The organism is Ureibacillus endophyticus (genome assembly GCF_024159215.1).
GTDB classification, from domain to species: domain Bacteria; phylum Bacillota; class Bacilli; order Bacillales_A; family Planococcaceae; genus Ureibacillus; species Ureibacillus endophyticus.
Genome location: NZ_JAMYWW010000001.1, coordinates 1980837 through 1998895, shown reverse-complemented (window position 1 = coordinate 1998895; position 18059 = coordinate 1980837). Strand labels below are relative to the sequence as shown.

Genomic DNA, 18059 nt, shown 5'->3' with positions numbered 1-18059 from the left:
AAAGGAGGACCTTCCATGAATATAACAATTGAATGGACTTATAAATCGAAAAATGGAGTAGAAACAGTATTTCGCTCTGATGAAATGCCACCTGCTCATGCATTAGCGATTGCAGAAGATCTTGAAAAAACCGGACGTGTAAAAAATATAACGTTTATTGACCAATACGATAGTACGTGGATGGCGAAGGAATTAAAGAAATATATTAAAGAAGTGGAAACAGAACCGCATAATGTACGTGTTTATTTTGACGGTGGTTTTGATATACAAACGAGTTTTTCTGGCCTTGGTGTGGTAATTTATTACGAACAAAATGGGAAATCCTACAGACTACGCCGCAACGCTCCAGCTCAAGGTTTGGTTTCGAATAACGAGGCAGAATATGCTGCATTACATTTAAGCGTTGTGGAATTGGATTTATTAGATGTTCACCATCAAAAAGTGAAGTTTATTGGTGATTCCCAGGTAGTCATTAATCAAATGAGTGGGGAATGGCCAGCGTATGAAAAGGAATTAGCAAGTTGGGCGGATCGCATTGATGAAAAATTAAAGTCCCTAGGCATTACACCAGAATTTGAGCTAGTGCCACGGAAACAAAACGAAGAAGCAGATCGTCTTGCTACACAAGCATTAAAGGGTGTGGATATTACGGGACAAATCGAACTGCAATAAGAGTCGAAAGCATTTTTCAGTTTTGAGAAATGCTTTTTTTTAAGATGAATAATTGTTTATTACAATCAAATATTGTAGTATTGTGAAAGTGTGATTGTTTTAATGTTAATAGTATTGAGCAAACATTGTACCTAAAAAGTAGAATAAAGTTTTCTTAGAAAAATAAAGATAAATACTGGGTAATAACTTAAAAAGCGATTACAATGGGTAGTAATCGCTTTTTTCATATAATGAAATTACTTTCTAAAGGAGAAGTTTAATGATAAACAAAGTACGGACAATTGAAATTGTGGATCAGTTCATCGATAATTTACCTGAGGAAGTACAGGAGATTACGGTTGAATTACGCAAAATCATTTTAGATTCTTCGCCTTATTTAAAGGAAGAATTTAAATGGTCTATGCCAAACTATACATATAACGGACTTGTCTGTTATATCCAACCGGCGAAAACCCATGTAAATTTAGGTTTTCATCGAGGAATTGAACTGAAAAATAAAGAGTGGGGTCACTTTTTACAAGGTACAGGAAAATTAATGAGACATATACAAATAAACAGTTTGCAAGATATTCAAAAAGACATTTTTTCCTCATTAGTTAAATCTGCTGTTGCATTAAATCACGATTAAATGGAAGGGGGGCGGAATTCATGGAAGTAACAATTACTCAAAAACGAATTATTGAACTGTGTGGTACCGTCTCCTATAAAAAAGGGGATTCTTTTTTTCGTGGAAACAAAGTGCAGATCTTAAAAAATGAGACGGATTTTTGTGAATCGGTTGTTCATGGGGTGGAGGATTTCCATGTCACATTACAAAACAAAAATGGGAATATCCAATCAAGTTGTAGTTGTTCATCCTTATTAACTTTCAAAAAAGCTTGTCAACATGTTGCAGCTACGTTAATTGCCTTAAAAGAACAGCAACATGATGTAACCTATCAATTTATGTCTCTTTTTGAAAAGAGACCGAAACAAAAAAGGGGACATCAACAATTTTTTGAGACAAGGGAACAATTAGATGGACAGTTTATATTGAAGCTGATTCGTAAGGGGAACGATACTTTCTTTGCATTAGAGATGTTCATTGATGGGTTTGCTATTAATGTACGGGAATTGTTACAAAGAGAAGTGTTTCACATTGCTTCACATTTTACATATGACCCAACGATTCACTATTTTTCGAAGGAAGTTGATGAAGTATTATCAATATTACATCAGATCATTAAGGATGAAATTGACTTTGAAAATCCTTATGTGGTTATGATTCCGCCATCCTCCTTTGATCGTTTGCTTCCTTTAATAAAAAACACTTCGATTTTTTCACTTCAGCATCAGCCGATATCTGTCATCGATGGCCCCCTTCCTATTTTGTTTCAGCTTGATAAAACAAAAGAAAACTATTGTTTGAGCGTAAAGGGATATGAGGCTTTAACCGTTTTTCATAGTTATGGCTGCGTGTTACAGTACGGGAATTTATATATATTACAAAAAGAGGATTTTGAACGTTTCACAGAGTTAGTGAAATTGATTCCTAATGATCAACTTGTTATCGAAAAAAATCAACTGGAGTATTTTCTAACTAATGTGGTTCCCAAAATAAATCGGATAGGGGAATTTCAAATATCGAGCGCGGTTCAAGCTGAGATAGGGAAAACACCTCTTGTTGCGAAATTGTATTTGGATCGCTTAAAAAATCGTTTGCTTGCAAGTATTGAGTTTCATTATGAAAATATTATGATTCAGCCGTTGGAAAATCGTGAATTTCCACAAATGATTTTGAGAGATTTGAAGAAGGAAGAAGAAATTCTTTCAATCATGAAAGAAAGTGGCTTTACGATTACAGAAGGCGGCTATTATATGCAAAATGAAGAACTAGAATATCATTTTTTATATCATGTTCTTCCAAAATTACATCCGCTCACACAAATTTACATGACGACTGCAGTTCGGACACGGATTGTAAAGGAACATGTTTTTCCTAAAATTCGTGTAAAGGTTCAAAAAGAACGGACGGATTGGCTTGAATTTAAGTTTGAAATGGATGGCATTAAAGATAAGCAAATCCAAGAAATATTAAAAGCATTAAAATTTAAACAAAAATATTACCGTTTGCCAAATGGCTCACTTTTATCGTTAGAAACGAAAGAAATGGAAGAAATTCATCGTTTTTTAAATACCATTCCTGAACAAGAGACAGACTATTGGGCAATGTTTAACATGCCCATAACGGAAAGTTTAAAGTTTTTGGATTTGATTGAAGAAAGTGATGTTTTTACGGCAGAGCAGTCTTTTCGGGACTTTGTTGACCAATTACTTCATCCAGAGAAACTAGATTTTGCAGTGCCAGAAAGTCTAAATAGGATTTTAAGGGATTATCAAAAACATGGGTACAAATGGATGAAGGCTTTGGCTCATTACGGATTTGGCGGCGTTTTAGCTGATGATATGGGGCTTGGCAAAACGTTACAAAGTATTACGTTTATTGTTTCAGAGCTTGAGAGCATTCGCAAAACAGGACAACCAGTACTCATCGTTTGTCCATCTTCTTTAACCTATAACTGGCTCGGTGAACTTTCGAAATTTGCACCCGAATTTCAAGCAATCATTCTCGATGGAAAAAAGGATGAACGGGAACAACTTCAAAAGGAACTTGAGAACATTGATGTTGTGATTACTTCATATCCATTACTTAGACGAGATCGTAAGTGGTATGAAAAGCAGAATTTCCATACGGTGTTTTATGATGAAGCTCAAAACTTTAAAAATCCAATGACACAGACCTTTAAAGTAGTAAAAAGTATCCAGGCTACGAACCGTTTCGGGCTTACTGGCACGCCTATCGAAAATTCATTGGAAGAACTTTGGGCCATTTACCATGTTGTGTTTCCACATTTGTTCCAAAAGTTAGAGGATTTTAGTAATTTGCCACGAAAGTATATTGCGCGGAGAATTCGACCTTTTTTACTTCGCCGAACAAAAAATGATGTGCTCACGGAGTTACCTGGAAAAGAGGAAACGATTGTTTTATCAGAGCTAGAAGTAGAGCAAAAAAAGCTGTATGCCGCACTGTTATCAAGATTACGATATGATGCGTTGAAGCACCTGAATCAAGATACGTTTCAGCAAAGTCGCATTCGCATATTAGCTGGAATTACACGGTTGCGACAAGTTTGTTGTCATCCAGCTCTGTTTGTAGATGGCTATCAAGGAAGTTCTGCTAAATATGAACAGCTCCTACAAATCCTTGAAGAATCTCGATTGTCGGGTAGACGTGTTTTAATTTTTTCCCAATTTACAAAAATGCTTCAAATGATTGGGAGAGAATTAACGAATAATGGGCAAAACTACTTTTATCTTGATGGACAAACTCCTTCAGAAGAACGAGTAGAACTTTGTCATCGATTTAATGAAGGGGAGCGAGATGTATTCTTGATTTCATTAAAAGCAGGAGGTACCGGGCTTAATCTTACGGGGGCAGATACAGTTATTTTGTATGATTTATGGTGGAATCCTGCCGTTGAACAACAAGCAACCGATCGAGCTTATCGAATGGGGCAAAAGAATGTAGTGCAAGTCATTAAAATGATTGCTAAGGGAACTATCGAAGAAAAAATTAATGAGCTACAAAATAAGAAGAAAGATTTAATTTCTAGTATTGTCGAACCAGGAGAGGCAACTTTAACCGTGGATGATATTCGAGAGATTTTAATGATTTAAAAGGAGAAGGATTTTGAAAGTCCTTCTCCTAATTTTTTAGTGCTCAATTAAGTCAGTTACCGATACTTCTTGTTCTTTTTCAGGATCATCAAGGGGATAGATACGAGCTGTCTTTTTGTCTGGATCTACATGTTGAATATAAACTCGTTTACCATTAAATATAATATTTGGAATTTCTCCGGACTGTGTTATTTCTTGGGCTCTTTGAATATTCATTGATGAATCCTCCTCACAAAAGTTATGCCACTTTATTATTCACATTTCCCTCGAAAAAATTCTGTTTAAGTATAAATGTTATAAACAATACCAAACTAAAATTGTATTTTGAAAATGATTTTAGGGAGGTTTTTAGGATGAAACAAAACCCACAAAAAATTGCTGGCAGACCGAAAAAATTTGTGAGTAAAGAAGAAATGATTGAAAATACATTGGATAATATGCGTGAAGCCGAAATCAGCATGGAGTTTGCTGGGGAAGAAGAGTTAGAAAATTTACAAGAAAAAAATGAGCGTCGTAAACATCAAATTCAAAGAATGAAAAACGAACCTCTGACTTAAATGATTCCTGGCTGTGTTAAAGAGTTAACACAGCCCTTTTTAAAATGACAGAAAGGTTGTGCGGCAATTGAACATTCTCATTGTTGGTGCAAATGGTCAATTAGGGAGGTACTTGATTAAATACATAGTTGAAAGCAACGATCATTCGGCTGTTGCTTTAGTCAATAATGGTGTGCAAAAGGCGTATTTTACTGATATGGGAGTTGAAACATTAACATTCGACCTGAACCAAAAATTGACAAAAATTCTAAAGCTACTCAGAAATATTGATGCCCTTGTAATTACTGGTAGCCTTGATGAAAAGAACAAGGAGACACTGACTGAAATAGATGAAATGTTAAAACTGGTGGATGCAGCAATCTATGCAGGTGTTTCACGAATCATTTATGTTAGTACGTTTGAAACCCAAGCATTACCACTTTATTTTCGATCAACTTTCGTGAAAAAATATTATATTGAAAAATGGCTAAAGTTATCGGGAAGTCATTTTACAATTATTAAATCTGGTACTCTTGTTGATAAAAAGGGAACAGGGTTGGTTGAAATTGGTTCTAACATAAAGAATAAAGAAACTTCAAAAGAAGATATTGCACAATTTATTTTAGCTTGTTTAGAAAATGACGCAACCATTCGTAAAACAATAAAAGTTGCATCAGGGAAAACCCCGATACAACAAATTCTTAGTACATTGAAGTGATTCCTTTCATCACTTGCTCAATTAAAGAGTCGATATAAGTAGAATCAACATCCTTTTTATAAATTAATATTCGAAAGTAAACAGGACCATAAAACATATCTAAGACAATATCTAAATTGATAGAGGGTTGTATTTCACCATTGTCAATTGCTGTTTGTAACAGCTTCCGTGATTGCTCTCGGCGAGGTTTTAAATATTCCGTAGTAAATTTGTTCGCTAATTCGGAATCGGCTCCACTTTCAGCAACTAATGAGACAATCGTTCGCCCTAAAGAACTGTTTAGCATGGCTGAAAGGGTGTTTAAATGTTGTCTAAAATTTTCTCGGAATGTTGTATTTTCATGGAATTTTAAATTTGTTTCCACCGTTAATAAAAAGGCATCCAGTACTAAAAAGGTTTTATGAGTCCACCAACGATAAATAGTTGCTTTTCCTACGCCAGCAACATTCGCGATGGATTCAATTGTTAAATCAGAATAGGAAGTTTCTTCTAGTAATTGAATAACTGCTTGTAATATCGCTTTTTTGGCTGCTTCACTTCGCGGTCTTCCAACTTTCATCTTCACACCTCACTCGTCTTCCAAACGTGTTCAAAAATTAGAGCAGTTAGTAATCCTACCATCACGCCATTGCTAATTACATATTGTAAAACTCCAGGAAATGCTGAAATGACAACTTCCGGTAAAAACATGACACCAATTCCTAAAGATAAAGAAATACTCAAAATCGTTAGTCGTCTTTGATCGAGGGGTTCTTTTAATACCGTACTTATACCAATTCCCGCCATCGTTGTATAGGAAGCAAGCATTGCACCATTTGCAATCGGGCCAGGTAACATTGCAAAAAACGAATAGATTGCAGGGAAGAATGCGATAAATGCCAGCAAGAAACTCGCAATAAAATAAGGTTTCATACGGTTTTGTCCTGTTAATAGAACAAAACTGGCCGTTACTGTATAAGGAACAACCCCGACCACAGAGAAAACAGCTGACAGGATAGTGTTAACTCCGCTAATCAAACCGGAACTTTTTAGAGTCCCTTCCTTACGAGTACCATTTGCACTTTGCATACTTAATACATGTTTCATTGCTGCGATACTTGCAATAATACTTAAGATTAACACGATGGCTACGAGTATTGCCGAAACAATCATACTCCCATCGATTTTAGGGGTTCCCCAAGCAAAAACTTCTGGTAAGGAAAAAATTGCGTCTTTTTTCGGAAATGGATGAGACCCATAAAAAATAACAAAAAATATAGAACCAATCACAATGCCAATGAGTACCGCATAACTTTTTAACCAACCTTTTCCCCAAACACCAAGATAAAGAACAAGGAGAAACGTACTGAACGAAAGAAGAACTACGCCCATTTCGATTGATATTGACGTTGGTTTTACATCAAACATTCCTTCTAAAAATATCCCGCATAATTGAAAACCAAGGATAGTTAAGTAAACGCCATTGACTAATGGTGTAAAGTAGGAAAGTAATTTTTCCATCCAACCGGTAATGCTAACTATCAATAAAATGATTCCCGCTAGTAACATCGAACCTTCTAATAACTGTAAAGAATTGCTGAGGTTTGTTATCCCCTCAATCATTGCCACTTGCCCCATTAAAGTGAAGACCGCAAGCCAAATACCGGCAGGGCCATCTGAAATAGGGAGGCGGTGTCCGAAATACCCGGATAATAAACTAGAGAGGCCAACAATAAAAAATGTTCTTTGCATTAACCCGGAGATGTCTTCTGGTGAAAGTTGAAACAATTGCCCAACAATAATCGGGATGGTTAAACAATTGGCGAGTAAAAAAATAAACCATTGTACTGCACCAATTCCTGTATCTAATTTGGAAATTTTCATTATGGTATCCTCTCAAAATTGGAAAGTTTACTCAATTATAAAACGATACGTTTCGTTTTGTATATATTTTAATTTGAAGATTAATAGATAATTATATTATGTCTACTAACTTGTTGATTTCCCACATATGGAATCCTTGTTACAATAAACTATATGAAATAGAAGAAATGAGGATTTTTATGTTTAAAACGATTGGGGTACTTGCTCATGTCGATGCTGGTAAAACTACCTTTTCAGAGCAGCTCCTTTACCATACACAAAGTATTAAAGAACGAGGACGAGTGGATCACAAAGATGCTTATTTAGATAATCATAGTATTGAGCGGAGACGGGGGATTACCATTTTTGCTGAGCAAGGACGCATCCACTTTAATGGCGATACTTATACTTTAATTGATACACCAGGACATGTCGACTTCTCCCCTGAAATGGAACGTGCCATCAGTGTGATGGATTATGCCATTTTAATAATTAGTGCAGTAGATGGCATTGAAGGGCATACAGAAACCGTTTGGCACTTGTTACGACAACACCACGTTCCAACGTTTATTTTTATTAATAAAATTGACCGTGATGGTGCTAGCGTTGATAACGTAATGATGGAAATCCGCAAAGAATTTTCACAAGATGCTCTTTTGATAACGGAGACGTTAACTGAAAACTCGTTACCGGAAAATGTTCTGGAATGGATTGCAGAACGCGATGAAGAGCTACTAGAGCAGTATATGGAAGGGGAAGTTGATTCTTTAGCTTTCTTTTCTAAATTAAAGGACATGATTCAAAACGAGCAGGCATTTATTAGCATGGCAGGTTCAGCGTTAAAAGATATTGGTGTGAAGGAATTTTTCGAACAACTATCAATTTTAACGGATACAAGTTATGACAAGAATGGTCCGTTTCAAGGGAAAGTTTATAAAATTCGTCACGATGAACAAAATCAACGAATTACCTTTATTAAAGCTGTGTCCGGCACATTACATGTACGAGATGAAATTAATGTGGGAGAAGAGACTGAAAAAGTTACGGAAATCCGACTTTATAACGGGAATAAATTCGAGACAGCACAACAAGTTGAAGCGGGTGAAATCTTTGCAGTAAAAGGATTGTCTTCAGCGAAAATTGGAGATGTTCTTGGTGGAGATTTTGCTCGAGATGAATTTGAACTTGTGCCAACGTTGCAAGCAAAAGTAGTATATTCCGGAACAGAACATATTAAAGAAGTTTTACGCTATTTCCGCATGTTAGAGGCAGAAGAACCTACTTTACGTGTGGTATGGAGCGAAAAATTTCAGGATATTCATGTCCACGTCATGGGTGTTATTCAACTAGAAGTATTAGTTGAAGTGGCGAAAGAACGTTTTAACATGGATATCACTTTCGAAGATCCGAAAATTTTATATATGGAAACGATTCAAACTACGGTAACCGGTTATGGGCATTTTGAACCTTTGAAGCATTACGCTGAAGTTCATTTGAAAATGGAGCCAGCTCCTAGAGGTAGTGGGATTGTTTTTGAAAATGCTTGCCATGCCGATGATTTATCGATTGGGTATCAACGGTTAATCGAGAAGCATTTGTTTGAACGCGACCATCATGGATTACTTACCGGATATCCGATTACAGATATTCGTTTTACGTTGCTGACGGGGCGTGCTCATAATAAGCATACAGAAGGTGGAGATTTCCGTGAAGCCACTTTCCGTGCACTTCGTCAAGGTCTTGAACAGGCGGAGAATGTTTTATTAGAGCCGTATTATCGCTTTAAGATGAAGGCAGATTTGACCCATTTAGGACGGATGATGACGGACATTCAACAAGCAAGTGGTACCTTTGAAGCTCCAGAAATGACGGAAAACCAAGTGACCATCATTGGAAGGGCGCCTGTTTCAACATTTATGAATTATAGTACAATTTTTTCGGCATATACGAATGGTAAGGGTGCACTGTCTCTTCAATTTGACGGATACGATCTTTGTCACAATGCCGATGAAGTGATTGAAAAGATTGGCTATCGGAAAGAGGCAGATCCAGAATATACGTCATCCAGTATTTTTTGTGCAAAGGGGAAAGGCTATTCTGTTCCGTGGGATGAGGCGGAAGAAGCGATGCATTGTTTGAAAAAGTGATGTGGGGGGAAGGTTTGGTTTATTTCCCGCACGAAACGGGGGATTTTCCGAACAAGACGGATTATTACCCGCACGAAAGAGTAAATTTCCCAAACCAGATGGACTATTACCCGAACAAAAAAGTGTATTTCCCGAACAAATAAGCTCAATTTCAGCACGAAAACTAAGCTATTTCCGAACGTAATGAATCTGTAATTTAAATAATATAAATCAAACTTGAATAATAAGAAAACTATGCTAGAATGAGAAATAATTAGAATATTTGCAGGGGGGGCACTCGTGCCTGAGAAGGTTAAAACCTGACCCTTAGAACCTGTTCGTTAATACGATCGTAGGGAGCAAGTACAATTTTAGCATAGTTTTTATTATGCTTATTATTACCTGTACATGTTAAGCGCTCCATTTTTTGGAGGGCATTTTCTTTGCCAAATATCTCTAATTGCTAACTAACTGTAATTCGATGTAGGGAGCAATTTAGGAAGATAGGCGCCCACTCAGTCATCGTATGAGTAGGGCGCTTTTTGTTTTCCTACGTCCATTAGAGGAGGAAGAAAGATGACATTTTGTGAAGAAGTTCGTAAAGAAACTGATTTGTATTGGGAAGGAAGCTTCAACCATCCATTTGTTAGAGGGATTGTAGACGGTTCTCTACCAATTGAGAAATTTAAGTATTATATATTACAAGATGCTTATTATTTAAAGCATTATACGAAAATATTAGCCATTGCGGCTTCAAAAGCAGATACAAATGATGAAATTACTTACTTTTTAAATTCCGCGCGTTTTATCAATGAAGCAGAACTTGAGTTGCATCGTACAGTTTTTAACGAATTAGAAGTATCCGAAGAGGAAATCGAACAATTTGAACCAGCTCCAGCTGCTTATAACTATGTAAGTCATATGTATAATGCTGTGCATAACGGAGACGTGGCAGAAGCATTTGCGGCAATGTTCCCATGTCCATGGCTGTATCAGGAAATTGGTGAAAAATATAAAGATGCTAAACCAGGCGTTAAGTTATATGAAGAGTGGATTGCCATGTATAGTAATCCCGAGTTTAAAGAATCCGTTGAAAATCAAAAAGCAATGATGAATCGATATGCAGAATTACACCCAGAAAAAGTTCACATTTATAAATCCCACTTCTTAAAAAGCTGTTATTATGAATGGAAGTTTTGGGAAATGCCGTGGACATTAGAAAATTGGGAGCAGGAGGTAAAAGAATATGGCTTTGTATAAAATCCGTCAAAAAAATCCACTCGTACATTGTATTACAAATTATGTAGTAGCGAATTTCACAGCAAACGGATTATTGGCGATTGGGGCATCTCCTGTGATGGCTGACGAAGTAGAAGAAGTGGAAGAGATGGTCTCAATTGCGAATGCGTTCTTAATAAATATTGGAACGTTAAATACTAGAACGCTAGAATCTATGCTTAAAGCTGGGAAAAAGGCTAATGAATTGAATATTCCAGTTGTACTAGATCCTGTCGGGGTCGGGGCAACTTCATTCCGTAAGCAAGCTGTGGCCAAAATTTTAGAAGAAGTTGATATTCAATTAATCCGTTGTAACCCTGGTGAACTTGCTGCGATTGCTGGAGTAAGTTGGCAAGCGAAGGGTGTAGATAGTGGAGAAGGTGAAATCGACGTTCAAGCGGCGGCTAAGGAAGTTGCTTCAAAATACAATTGTATGGTGATTGTTACTGGGCCGTCTGATTATTTAACAGATGGTGAATCGGAACATTGGATTTCTGGTGGACATGTATTAATGACACAAGTAACAGGAACAGGCTGCTTATTAAGTGCCATTTGTGCTGCAACACTATCTCTTGAAGGGGATCCAATATCAAATCTAAAAGCAACCTTATCCGACTACAAACGTGTTGCAGATGGTGTCAGTTTCCAGCTTCTTCTTGGTTCATTCCAAGAAAATATCTTAAATCAATTACATTTAATTTCTAGGAGTGTATCGAAATGGACGTTGTAATGACAATTGCGGGTTCTGATAGTGGTGGAGGAGCAGGCATTCAAGCCGACTTAAAAACTTTCCAAGAGTTAAAAGTATTTGGAACGTCTGTGATTACAGCATTAACGGCTCAAAATACGCTCGGGGTAGATGGAATTTTTCCGACAACACCTGAATTTGTCACACAACAGCTTTCTTCAGTTTTCAATGACTTTGATGTAAAGGCGTTAAAAACAGGAATGTTGTTTTCAGCTGACATCATTGAAAGAGTAGCCGGAGAAATCCAAAATAAGGAAGTTCAAGTTGTCGTGGATCCTGTGATGATAGCAAAAGGTGGCGCGAGTTTATTGCAACAAGAGGCAGTACATGCACTTAAAACAAAATTGTTGCCGATTGCTACGGTACTAACGCCAAACATTCCTGAAGCTGAAGTGATTACTGGGATGACAATCAAGACACAATCGGATATTCAAGCTGCTGCAGAATGTATTCTAGAAAAAGGTTTGCAATGTGTCGTGATGAAGGGTGGCCACCTTGAAAATGACGAATTTGCGACAGATACAGTGTTCCTTGCGAATGGCAGTTCATTTAAAATGCAAAGTAAACGAATCTATACTAAACATACCCACGGAACAGGATGCACGTTTTCCGCTGCGATTACGGCATTTTTAGGTAGAGGATTTTCTTTACAAGAAGCTATCGTTGAAGGGAAAAAATTTGTCCAACTTGCCATTGAACATCCATTGAATTTAGGACATGGTCACGGTCCAACAAATCATTTTGCTTATCAAACATATCAAGATTATGAGGTGACGGTAAGTGAAGCGTAGTGATTTAGCGGTGTATTTTATTATGGGTACAGAAAATTGTAAGGATGAGCCATTAGTCGTCTTGGAAGATGCACTGAAGTCAGGTATTACATTCTTTCAATTACGAGAAAAAGGAGCAAATGCCTTAACTGGCGAGTCCCTAGAAAAATTTGCCCATGCTTGCCAAGCATTATGTAAAGAATATAACGTCCCATTTATTATTAATGACAATGTGCAATTAGCACTGAAGATAAATGCGGATGGCGTTCACGTTGGACAAGATGACGCACCAATAGCTCAAATTCGAGAACAATTTAATGGGAAAATTGTTGGCGTTTCTGTTCATAATGACGAGGAAATGAAGGTAGCTGTGGAAGGTGGGGCAGATTATGTAGGCATTGGTCCGATTTATGAAACACAATCAAAAGCCGATGCAAAACCTGCTGCGGGCGTGTCGTTTTTATCCAAAGCAAGAAGAGATTATCAAGATTTCCCGATTGTCGGCATTGGCGGTATTACGACAGAAAATGCATCTGAGGTACTTGCTGCTGGGGCTGATGGGGTTGCAGTAATTTCAGCCATTTGTCAAAGCGCGGACCGTAGAGAAACGATTAATCTATTAAAATAAACTATCAAGGTTAGGGAATAGTGATTTCTATAAAAACGTTGTTCTCCGTTCCGGCCAACGCTTTCCGCGGGCACTGCCTCAACTAATTTTTGCCGGCAATTGCCCGGCAAAAATGGATTTTCGGCTAGTGCGGTTCCCGCAGGAGTCGTGGCCTCCTCTTCGAACAACTAAAAAATACTACTATAATATTTTAATTACTAAAAACTACAAGTAAAAGTTGAAACGATCCACTTATGTCCCAACCTCTAAATCGGCACTCATGAGCTAAACATTCATGAGTGCCGTTGTATTTTTACTTGGATTTTAACCCAAGTCCATAATATTATTTTTTGACTAGGCGCTAATCATATCCCTAATAGTTTTCTACCTAAGCATACTCTATTAAACTTCATATGCTTTAAGTAGAAGGCGAGGTGAATCATATGACAAATCGTACTAGTGTTCTTACTCTTTTAGGTAGCGCAGGTGGTGTTGCCAAAGCAATACTCGCTATTTTGAACAAATCCGCTGTAGATGTAACAGACCCAATTCATCCAATCATCACCAATTGCCAACTTCATTTGATAGATATGAAGTCAGTGGACAAACAACTCTACTTTCAACTTTTCCCTAATTTAAAACAGAGGTTTGTATTTCATCAACTAGATTTAAGTGATAAAGATAAGTTCATTCAACATCTCAAGAATACGAAAACATCCTTGGTTATCGATGTTTCTTGGGCTGATACAGTTGAAATGATGAAAGCCTGTAACAGTTTAGGGATTAGTTATGTAAACTCTGCCTTGGAAAATCCGTATATCGATGAAAATGAAGATCAATTTGCTGGATTTGGTCTTATTGAACGATTGAACTGGATTGAAGGTAAACGACATCTCATTACAAATTCAAAAGCCATTCTTTGCTCTGGGATGAATCCAGGAGTTGTGCAATGGATGGCGACAGAATTGTTTAAAAATAAGCCAACTAATGAAACACCATTAGCATGTTTCATAGTGGAACACGATAATTCATTTTTCAAAGATAAAACTCTGGCAAAAGAAAATGTAGTTTATACTACTTGGTCCCCTGAATGTTTCCTCGATGAAGCCATTCTAAGCTACCCGATGTTTATGAAGGGTCAAACTCCGCTATTCCTTTATGAAAATGTTTACGATCTTGAATTCAAAGTGAGATTGGGAGATATCAAGTTTTACGGTTGTTTAATGCCCCATGAGGAAGTCTACACATTAGGGAAATTATTGAATTTGGAAAGTGGGTTTATTTACAAAGTGAATGAACACACAACGAAACTCATTCGTTCCAATATCGATGATGTTGATAAAATTTGGGACTTCGAAATGAAGGTGTTGAATCCCCTTGATGGAGAATTAGTAGGGGAAGATTTATGTGGGGTTTTAATGGTGTATCCAGATAAGGAACAGTACATGTACAATGTTTTAACAAATATAGAGATTTTTGATAAGTTTCAAATGAATGCTACGTATTTTCAAGTAGCCTGTGGAATTTATGCCTCTTTATCGGTGCTGTTGCTAGATGATATTCCAAAAGGTGCCCATTATGTAGATGAACTTCTACTAAATCACCAAACAAATTTTGGACAATATTTAAAGCAATATATGAAAGATTTTGTCGTTGGTGAGAACGATAAGTCGGACGGTTTAATATTAGACCGGATGAGAGATTTTAAAGATTAAATTAGTAGGGCTGTGTAGAAGGTAGGTTATCTGCATAGCCCTTTGTCATGCTTTTACATCAAGATGTAACTATCATTGTTTCGGAAAGTGTGCTTCTGTGGCGGTCACATTAGAATATCACCATCCTCTTTTCAAAGAATCTGCTCCTGTGGTGGTCACATTAAAATGTCACCATCCTCGTCGCAATATATCTGTGACGAAAGCGAAGCGACAGTCACAAAGGTTTCGTCTCAAATGTATTTCAGACGCAACCTTGACAAATAGATGACAAATTTATTATAAAATTCTGGAGAAATATCCAAACATTCTTTCTCGATACTTCTTTTCATAGTATGATAGATTAGAGTTTTTTAATATAACAGGGGTTCTTTTAGAAGGTGGTACGAGAAATGAAATTTTTTCAGACTTTAACGTTTAAATTAGGAACAATCATTGCAGGTATTTTAGTAGTTATGCTTGCAATTACTTCTGCCGCTACATATTATACTGCGTACGATAAATTGTACGAAGCTGCTGGTGTTGAAGCATATGGTTGTGCCAATATCACAACAGGATTAATTGATCCGACTGTGTTAGATCGTGCACTAAATAATGATATGGCAGCAAAAGAAAGTATTAGTGAACAATTAAATTGGACAATCGATCATAAAGAAATTTTTGAAACGCAATATATCTTAGATTTAAATGGGAACGTCATCGCCCTTGATAATAACTTAAAAGAAAAAGGGATTAATATTGGTGATGAATTCCACGTAGACCAAAAAGCAATTTCGATGTTGTTAGAAATGGGCCACCCAACTTTTTCAGAACCTTATGATTACGCAGGGATGGAACGTTTATCGGGTTATGCACCAATTTATAAAGACCACGACCCATCTAAAGAAATTATCGCCATCAATGTCATCGATTTTGATGCAGATATCGTAACAGAAAGAACGTGGGAAGTCGTTAGTCAAGGAATTTTAATTAGTATTATTCCAATGTTAGTAGCTTCAATGATTACTGGATTATTAATTTATCGTAAAACAAAACTAATTTCACAATTAATCGAACAAGCAAAACGATTAGCTGACGGAAATTTATCAGTTTCTGAAACAACGATTAAAGGGAAAGACGAAATCGCGGATTTATCTAGAACGTTAAATCAAACAGCATCTAATTTACAATCTATCATCTCGACAATGCGTTCGACTTCTAATCAATTAACAACGAATGCAACAGAAACCGCAAGTACATTAACAGAAATGAATTCGGCTGTTCAATCGGTAGCAGATCATATAGAAGATGTAACAGGTGCGATGCGAGATGGAATGCATAATGCAGATAATGCATCGAATGTCTTAACGTCCTTAGCGGATAATCTACAAAGTATGAAAGCTCGAGCTGATCAAACGGTAGTTAATTCGAATGAAACAATGAAAATTGCCATTGAAGGGGAAAAACGTGCACAAGAAATTAGCGCGGATATGGAAAAAATCCGTACTGGTTCCCAAGAAGTAAGCAATACGATTCAACATTTAGTCGAGTCTGCTACGAGAATTCAAACGATAACTGAAGCAATTTCATCGATTGCTTCCCAAACAAATTTACTGGCTTTAAATGCATCCATTGAAGCGGCTAGAGCAGGGGAGCATGGAAAAGGATTTGCTGTTGTTGCCGAAGAAGTACGTAAACTTGCAGAACAATCGAACAAAGAAGTAACAGAAGTTGAGAAACTAGTAAAAGATATTATGGAACGCATTGGCAATGTCATGATTTCTTCCAGTGAAAATGGGAAGTTTATTGAAAAAGGTACACAAACGGTTCAATTAACGGCGAATGCACTTCACAATATTTCGAATGCGGTTTCTGAAACGGTTCATGATATTAAAAATATTTCTAACTTATTATCTTCTGAAACAGAGAAATCTGATACAATCGTTGAAATGATTCATGAGTTAACGCGATCAATTCACGAAATTGAAGATACATTGAAGGGCATTTCAGCTGCAGCCCAAGAAACAACGGCAAGTATTCATGATATTTCACATCGCTCTGTTGAATCTACAAAAATGGCAGAGGAACTTGAAATTTCTGTAAAAATGTTTCGATTAAAAGAGTAGTCTAGGTCCAGTATTCTTGAATTAGTCAAGGATACTGGATTTTTAAATTGAATAGAAATTTTAGAAGGATTAATCAAAATTTATGAGAAATTAATAGAAAACGTATAAAAAAATAATAGAAATGACTCAAGTATTTAAAAGTTATATGAATATAATAGAGTAAAACAGCTAGCTAATAGAAATTTGCCCGTTATTAATAGAGTTTTTCACTTAAATAAACGATTAACCTTAATAAATGCGTGTATTCGGCAAAAGTGTACATAATTTTCAAGATATTGAAGTTATACATTTTCTATTATTTCGGGTAAAATATTTAAGAATAAGTGGATTGGAGTGAAATATATTGATTCAATATCAAAATAGTAATTTCACAGTTTTCCAAAGTCTTTTATATAAAACAACTTCTACAGTCATTCAAACAAATGATTGTATCATTGTGGTAGATCCGAATCTATTACCCTTTGAAGTTGAAGCAATCCGCGCACATGTAGATAGCATCAGAGACAACCGACCAATCTATGTCATTTTCACCCATTCTGATTGGGATCATGTCATTGGTTATGGAGCTTTCCAAGATGCAACCGTCATTGCAAGTAGTGCTTTTGCACAAAGAGAAGATATAGAAGATATTGTGAAACAAATGAGAAAATTTGATGACCAGTACTACCTTGACCGACCACATCCAATCCTATATCCGTCCGTAGATATTGAGATAAATGAAGATGGGCAGTTTGTTACAATTGGTGATACCTTTTTAACGTTTTATCAAGCAGAAGGGCACACAAACGATGGAATTTACTGCATCATCGAACCATTGGGCATTTGGATTACAGGCGATTATTTGTCAGACATTGAATTTCCTTTTATTTACGATAGTAGCTCAAAATATGAAGCGACTTTACTTAAAACGGATGCCATTTTAAAACGCCATCTGATTGACTATTTAATACCAGGTCATGGTCATATTACAGATATTGTGGAAGAGATAAAGTTTCGTAAAATGGTTTCGTTGACATATATTAAGGAATTACGTGAAGCGATTGAAAAAGGGAAGGATAGTCAAAATCTTCTCCAAGGTTATAACTATTTAAGTGAACTTCAAAGTTGTCACGAACAAAATATTGAACTGATGAAAAAGGAACTGAATGCTCAGATCAAGCAAGACTGATATTTAGACCCGTGTACCCCCTTTACCTTTTCTCGCATAAACTATTAAGGCGACAAAGGG

General features: G+C 36.5%; 16 protein-coding genes and 1 riboswitch. Of the genes, 13 read left to right on the top strand and 3 right to left on the bottom strand.

Features of this window, described 5'->3' with window-relative positions:
- Positions 1–15 precede the first annotated feature (15 nt).
- The 3 genes from NKR20_RS09710 (at position 16) to NKR20_RS09700 (ending at position 4389) form a co-directional block, all read left to right on the top strand.
- Positions 16–672: a ribonuclease H family protein gene (locus NKR20_RS09710; RefSeq protein ID WP_253426025.1), complete on the top strand. Its 657-nt coding sequence runs from the start codon at positions 16–18 to the stop codon at positions 670–672.
- 259 nt (positions 673–931) lie between these two features.
- Complete coding sequence (locus tag NKR20_RS09705) at positions 932–1300, top strand: DUF1801 domain-containing protein (RefSeq protein WP_170148382.1); 369 nt, start codon at positions 932–934, stop codon at positions 1298–1300.
- 20 nt (positions 1301–1320) lie between these two features.
- A complete protein-coding gene (locus tag NKR20_RS09700) occupies positions 1321–4389 on the top strand; it encodes a DEAD/DEAH box helicase (RefSeq protein WP_253426023.1) in 3069 nt (1022 codons plus the stop codon).
- Between the two features lie 36 nt (positions 4390–4425).
- On the opposite strand, the gene NKR20_RS09695 is transcribed toward NKR20_RS09700, so the two are convergent.
- Positions 4426–4605 carry an H-type small acid-soluble spore protein gene (locus NKR20_RS09695; protein WP_253426020.1) on the bottom strand — a complete coding sequence of 60 codons (180 nt, stop codon included), beginning with the start codon at positions 4603–4605 and terminating at the stop codon, positions 4426–4428.
- 137 nt (positions 4606–4742) lie between these two features.
- Here NKR20_RS09695 and NKR20_RS09690 point away from each other — a divergent pair, with 137 nt between their 5' ends.
- On the top strand, positions 4743–4946 hold the full coding sequence (locus NKR20_RS09690) for a small acid-soluble spore protein Tlp (protein ID WP_121213703.1): 204 nt from the start codon (positions 4743–4745) through the stop codon (positions 4944–4946).
- Between the two features lie 58 nt (positions 4947–5004).
- Positions 5005–5643: an NAD(P)H-binding protein gene (locus NKR20_RS09685; RefSeq protein ID WP_366519716.1), complete on the top strand. Its 639-nt coding sequence runs from the start codon at positions 5005–5007 to the stop codon at positions 5641–5643.
- Here NKR20_RS09685 and NKR20_RS09680 read toward each other — a convergent pair.
- Both NKR20_RS09680 and NKR20_RS09675 read right to left on the bottom strand, forming a co-directional pair.
- Positions 5627–6202 (bottom strand): TetR/AcrR family transcriptional regulator, encoded by a 576-nt coding sequence (locus NKR20_RS09680; RefSeq protein WP_253426013.1) that lies wholly within the window; start codon positions 6200–6202, stop codon positions 5627–5629. The two genes, NKR20_RS09685 and NKR20_RS09680, sit on opposite strands and share 17 nt — an antisense overlap.
- A gap of 2 nt (positions 6203–6204) precedes the next feature.
- Positions 6205–7506, bottom strand: a complete 1302-nt coding sequence (locus tag NKR20_RS09675; protein WP_253426011.1) for a purine/pyrimidine permease — start codon at positions 7504–7506, stop codon at positions 6205–6207.
- Positions 7507–7685: 179 nt separating this feature from the next.
- On the opposite strand from NKR20_RS09675, the gene NKR20_RS09670 reads away from it, so the two are divergent.
- The 8 genes from NKR20_RS09670 (at position 7686) to NKR20_RS09635 (ending at position 17999) form a co-directional block, all read left to right on the top strand.
- Positions 7686–9632 carry an elongation factor G gene (locus NKR20_RS09670; RefSeq protein ID WP_253426008.1) on the top strand — a complete coding sequence of 649 codons (1947 nt, stop codon included), beginning with the start codon at positions 7686–7688 and terminating at the stop codon, positions 9630–9632.
- Between the two features lie 257 nt (positions 9633–9889).
- Positions 9890–9987, top strand: a riboswitch (TPP riboswitch).
- Positions 9988–10187: 200 nt separating this feature from the next.
- Entirely contained in the window at positions 10188–10871 is a 684-nt protein-coding gene (gene tenA / locus NKR20_RS09665) for a thiaminase II (protein ID WP_121214988.1), read from the top strand.
- A complete protein-coding gene (gene thiM, locus NKR20_RS09660; RefSeq protein WP_121214987.1) occupies positions 10858–11619 on the top strand; it encodes a hydroxyethylthiazole kinase in 762 nt (253 codons plus the stop codon). The genes tenA and thiM overlap by 14 nt, the downstream gene beginning before the upstream one ends.
- Positions 11607–12428: a bifunctional hydroxymethylpyrimidine kinase/phosphomethylpyrimidine kinase gene (gene thiD / locus NKR20_RS09655; protein WP_253426005.1), complete on the top strand. Its 822-nt coding sequence runs from the start codon at positions 11607–11609 to the stop codon at positions 12426–12428. The genes thiM and thiD overlap by 13 nt, the downstream gene beginning before the upstream one ends.
- On the top strand, positions 12418–13035 hold the full coding sequence (gene thiE / locus NKR20_RS09650) for a thiamine phosphate synthase (RefSeq protein WP_366519715.1): 618 nt from the start codon (positions 12418–12420) through the stop codon (positions 13033–13035). The genes thiD and thiE overlap by 11 nt, the downstream gene beginning before the upstream one ends.
- Before the next feature lie 422 nt (positions 13036–13457).
- Positions 13458–14729, top strand: a complete 1272-nt coding sequence (locus NKR20_RS09645) for a saccharopine dehydrogenase NADP-binding domain-containing protein (RefSeq protein WP_121214984.1) — start codon at positions 13458–13460, stop codon at positions 14727–14729.
- Between the two features lie 389 nt (positions 14730–15118).
- Positions 15119–16831 (top strand): methyl-accepting chemotaxis protein, encoded by a 1713-nt coding sequence (locus NKR20_RS09640; protein ID WP_121214983.1) that lies wholly within the window; start codon positions 15119–15121, stop codon positions 16829–16831.
- 343 nt (positions 16832–17174) lie between these two features.
- On the top strand, positions 17175–17999 hold the full coding sequence (locus NKR20_RS09635) for an MBL fold metallo-hydrolase (protein WP_121214982.1): 825 nt from the start codon (positions 17175–17177) through the stop codon (positions 17997–17999).
- The last annotated feature ends 60 nt before the right edge of the window (positions 18000–18059 follow it).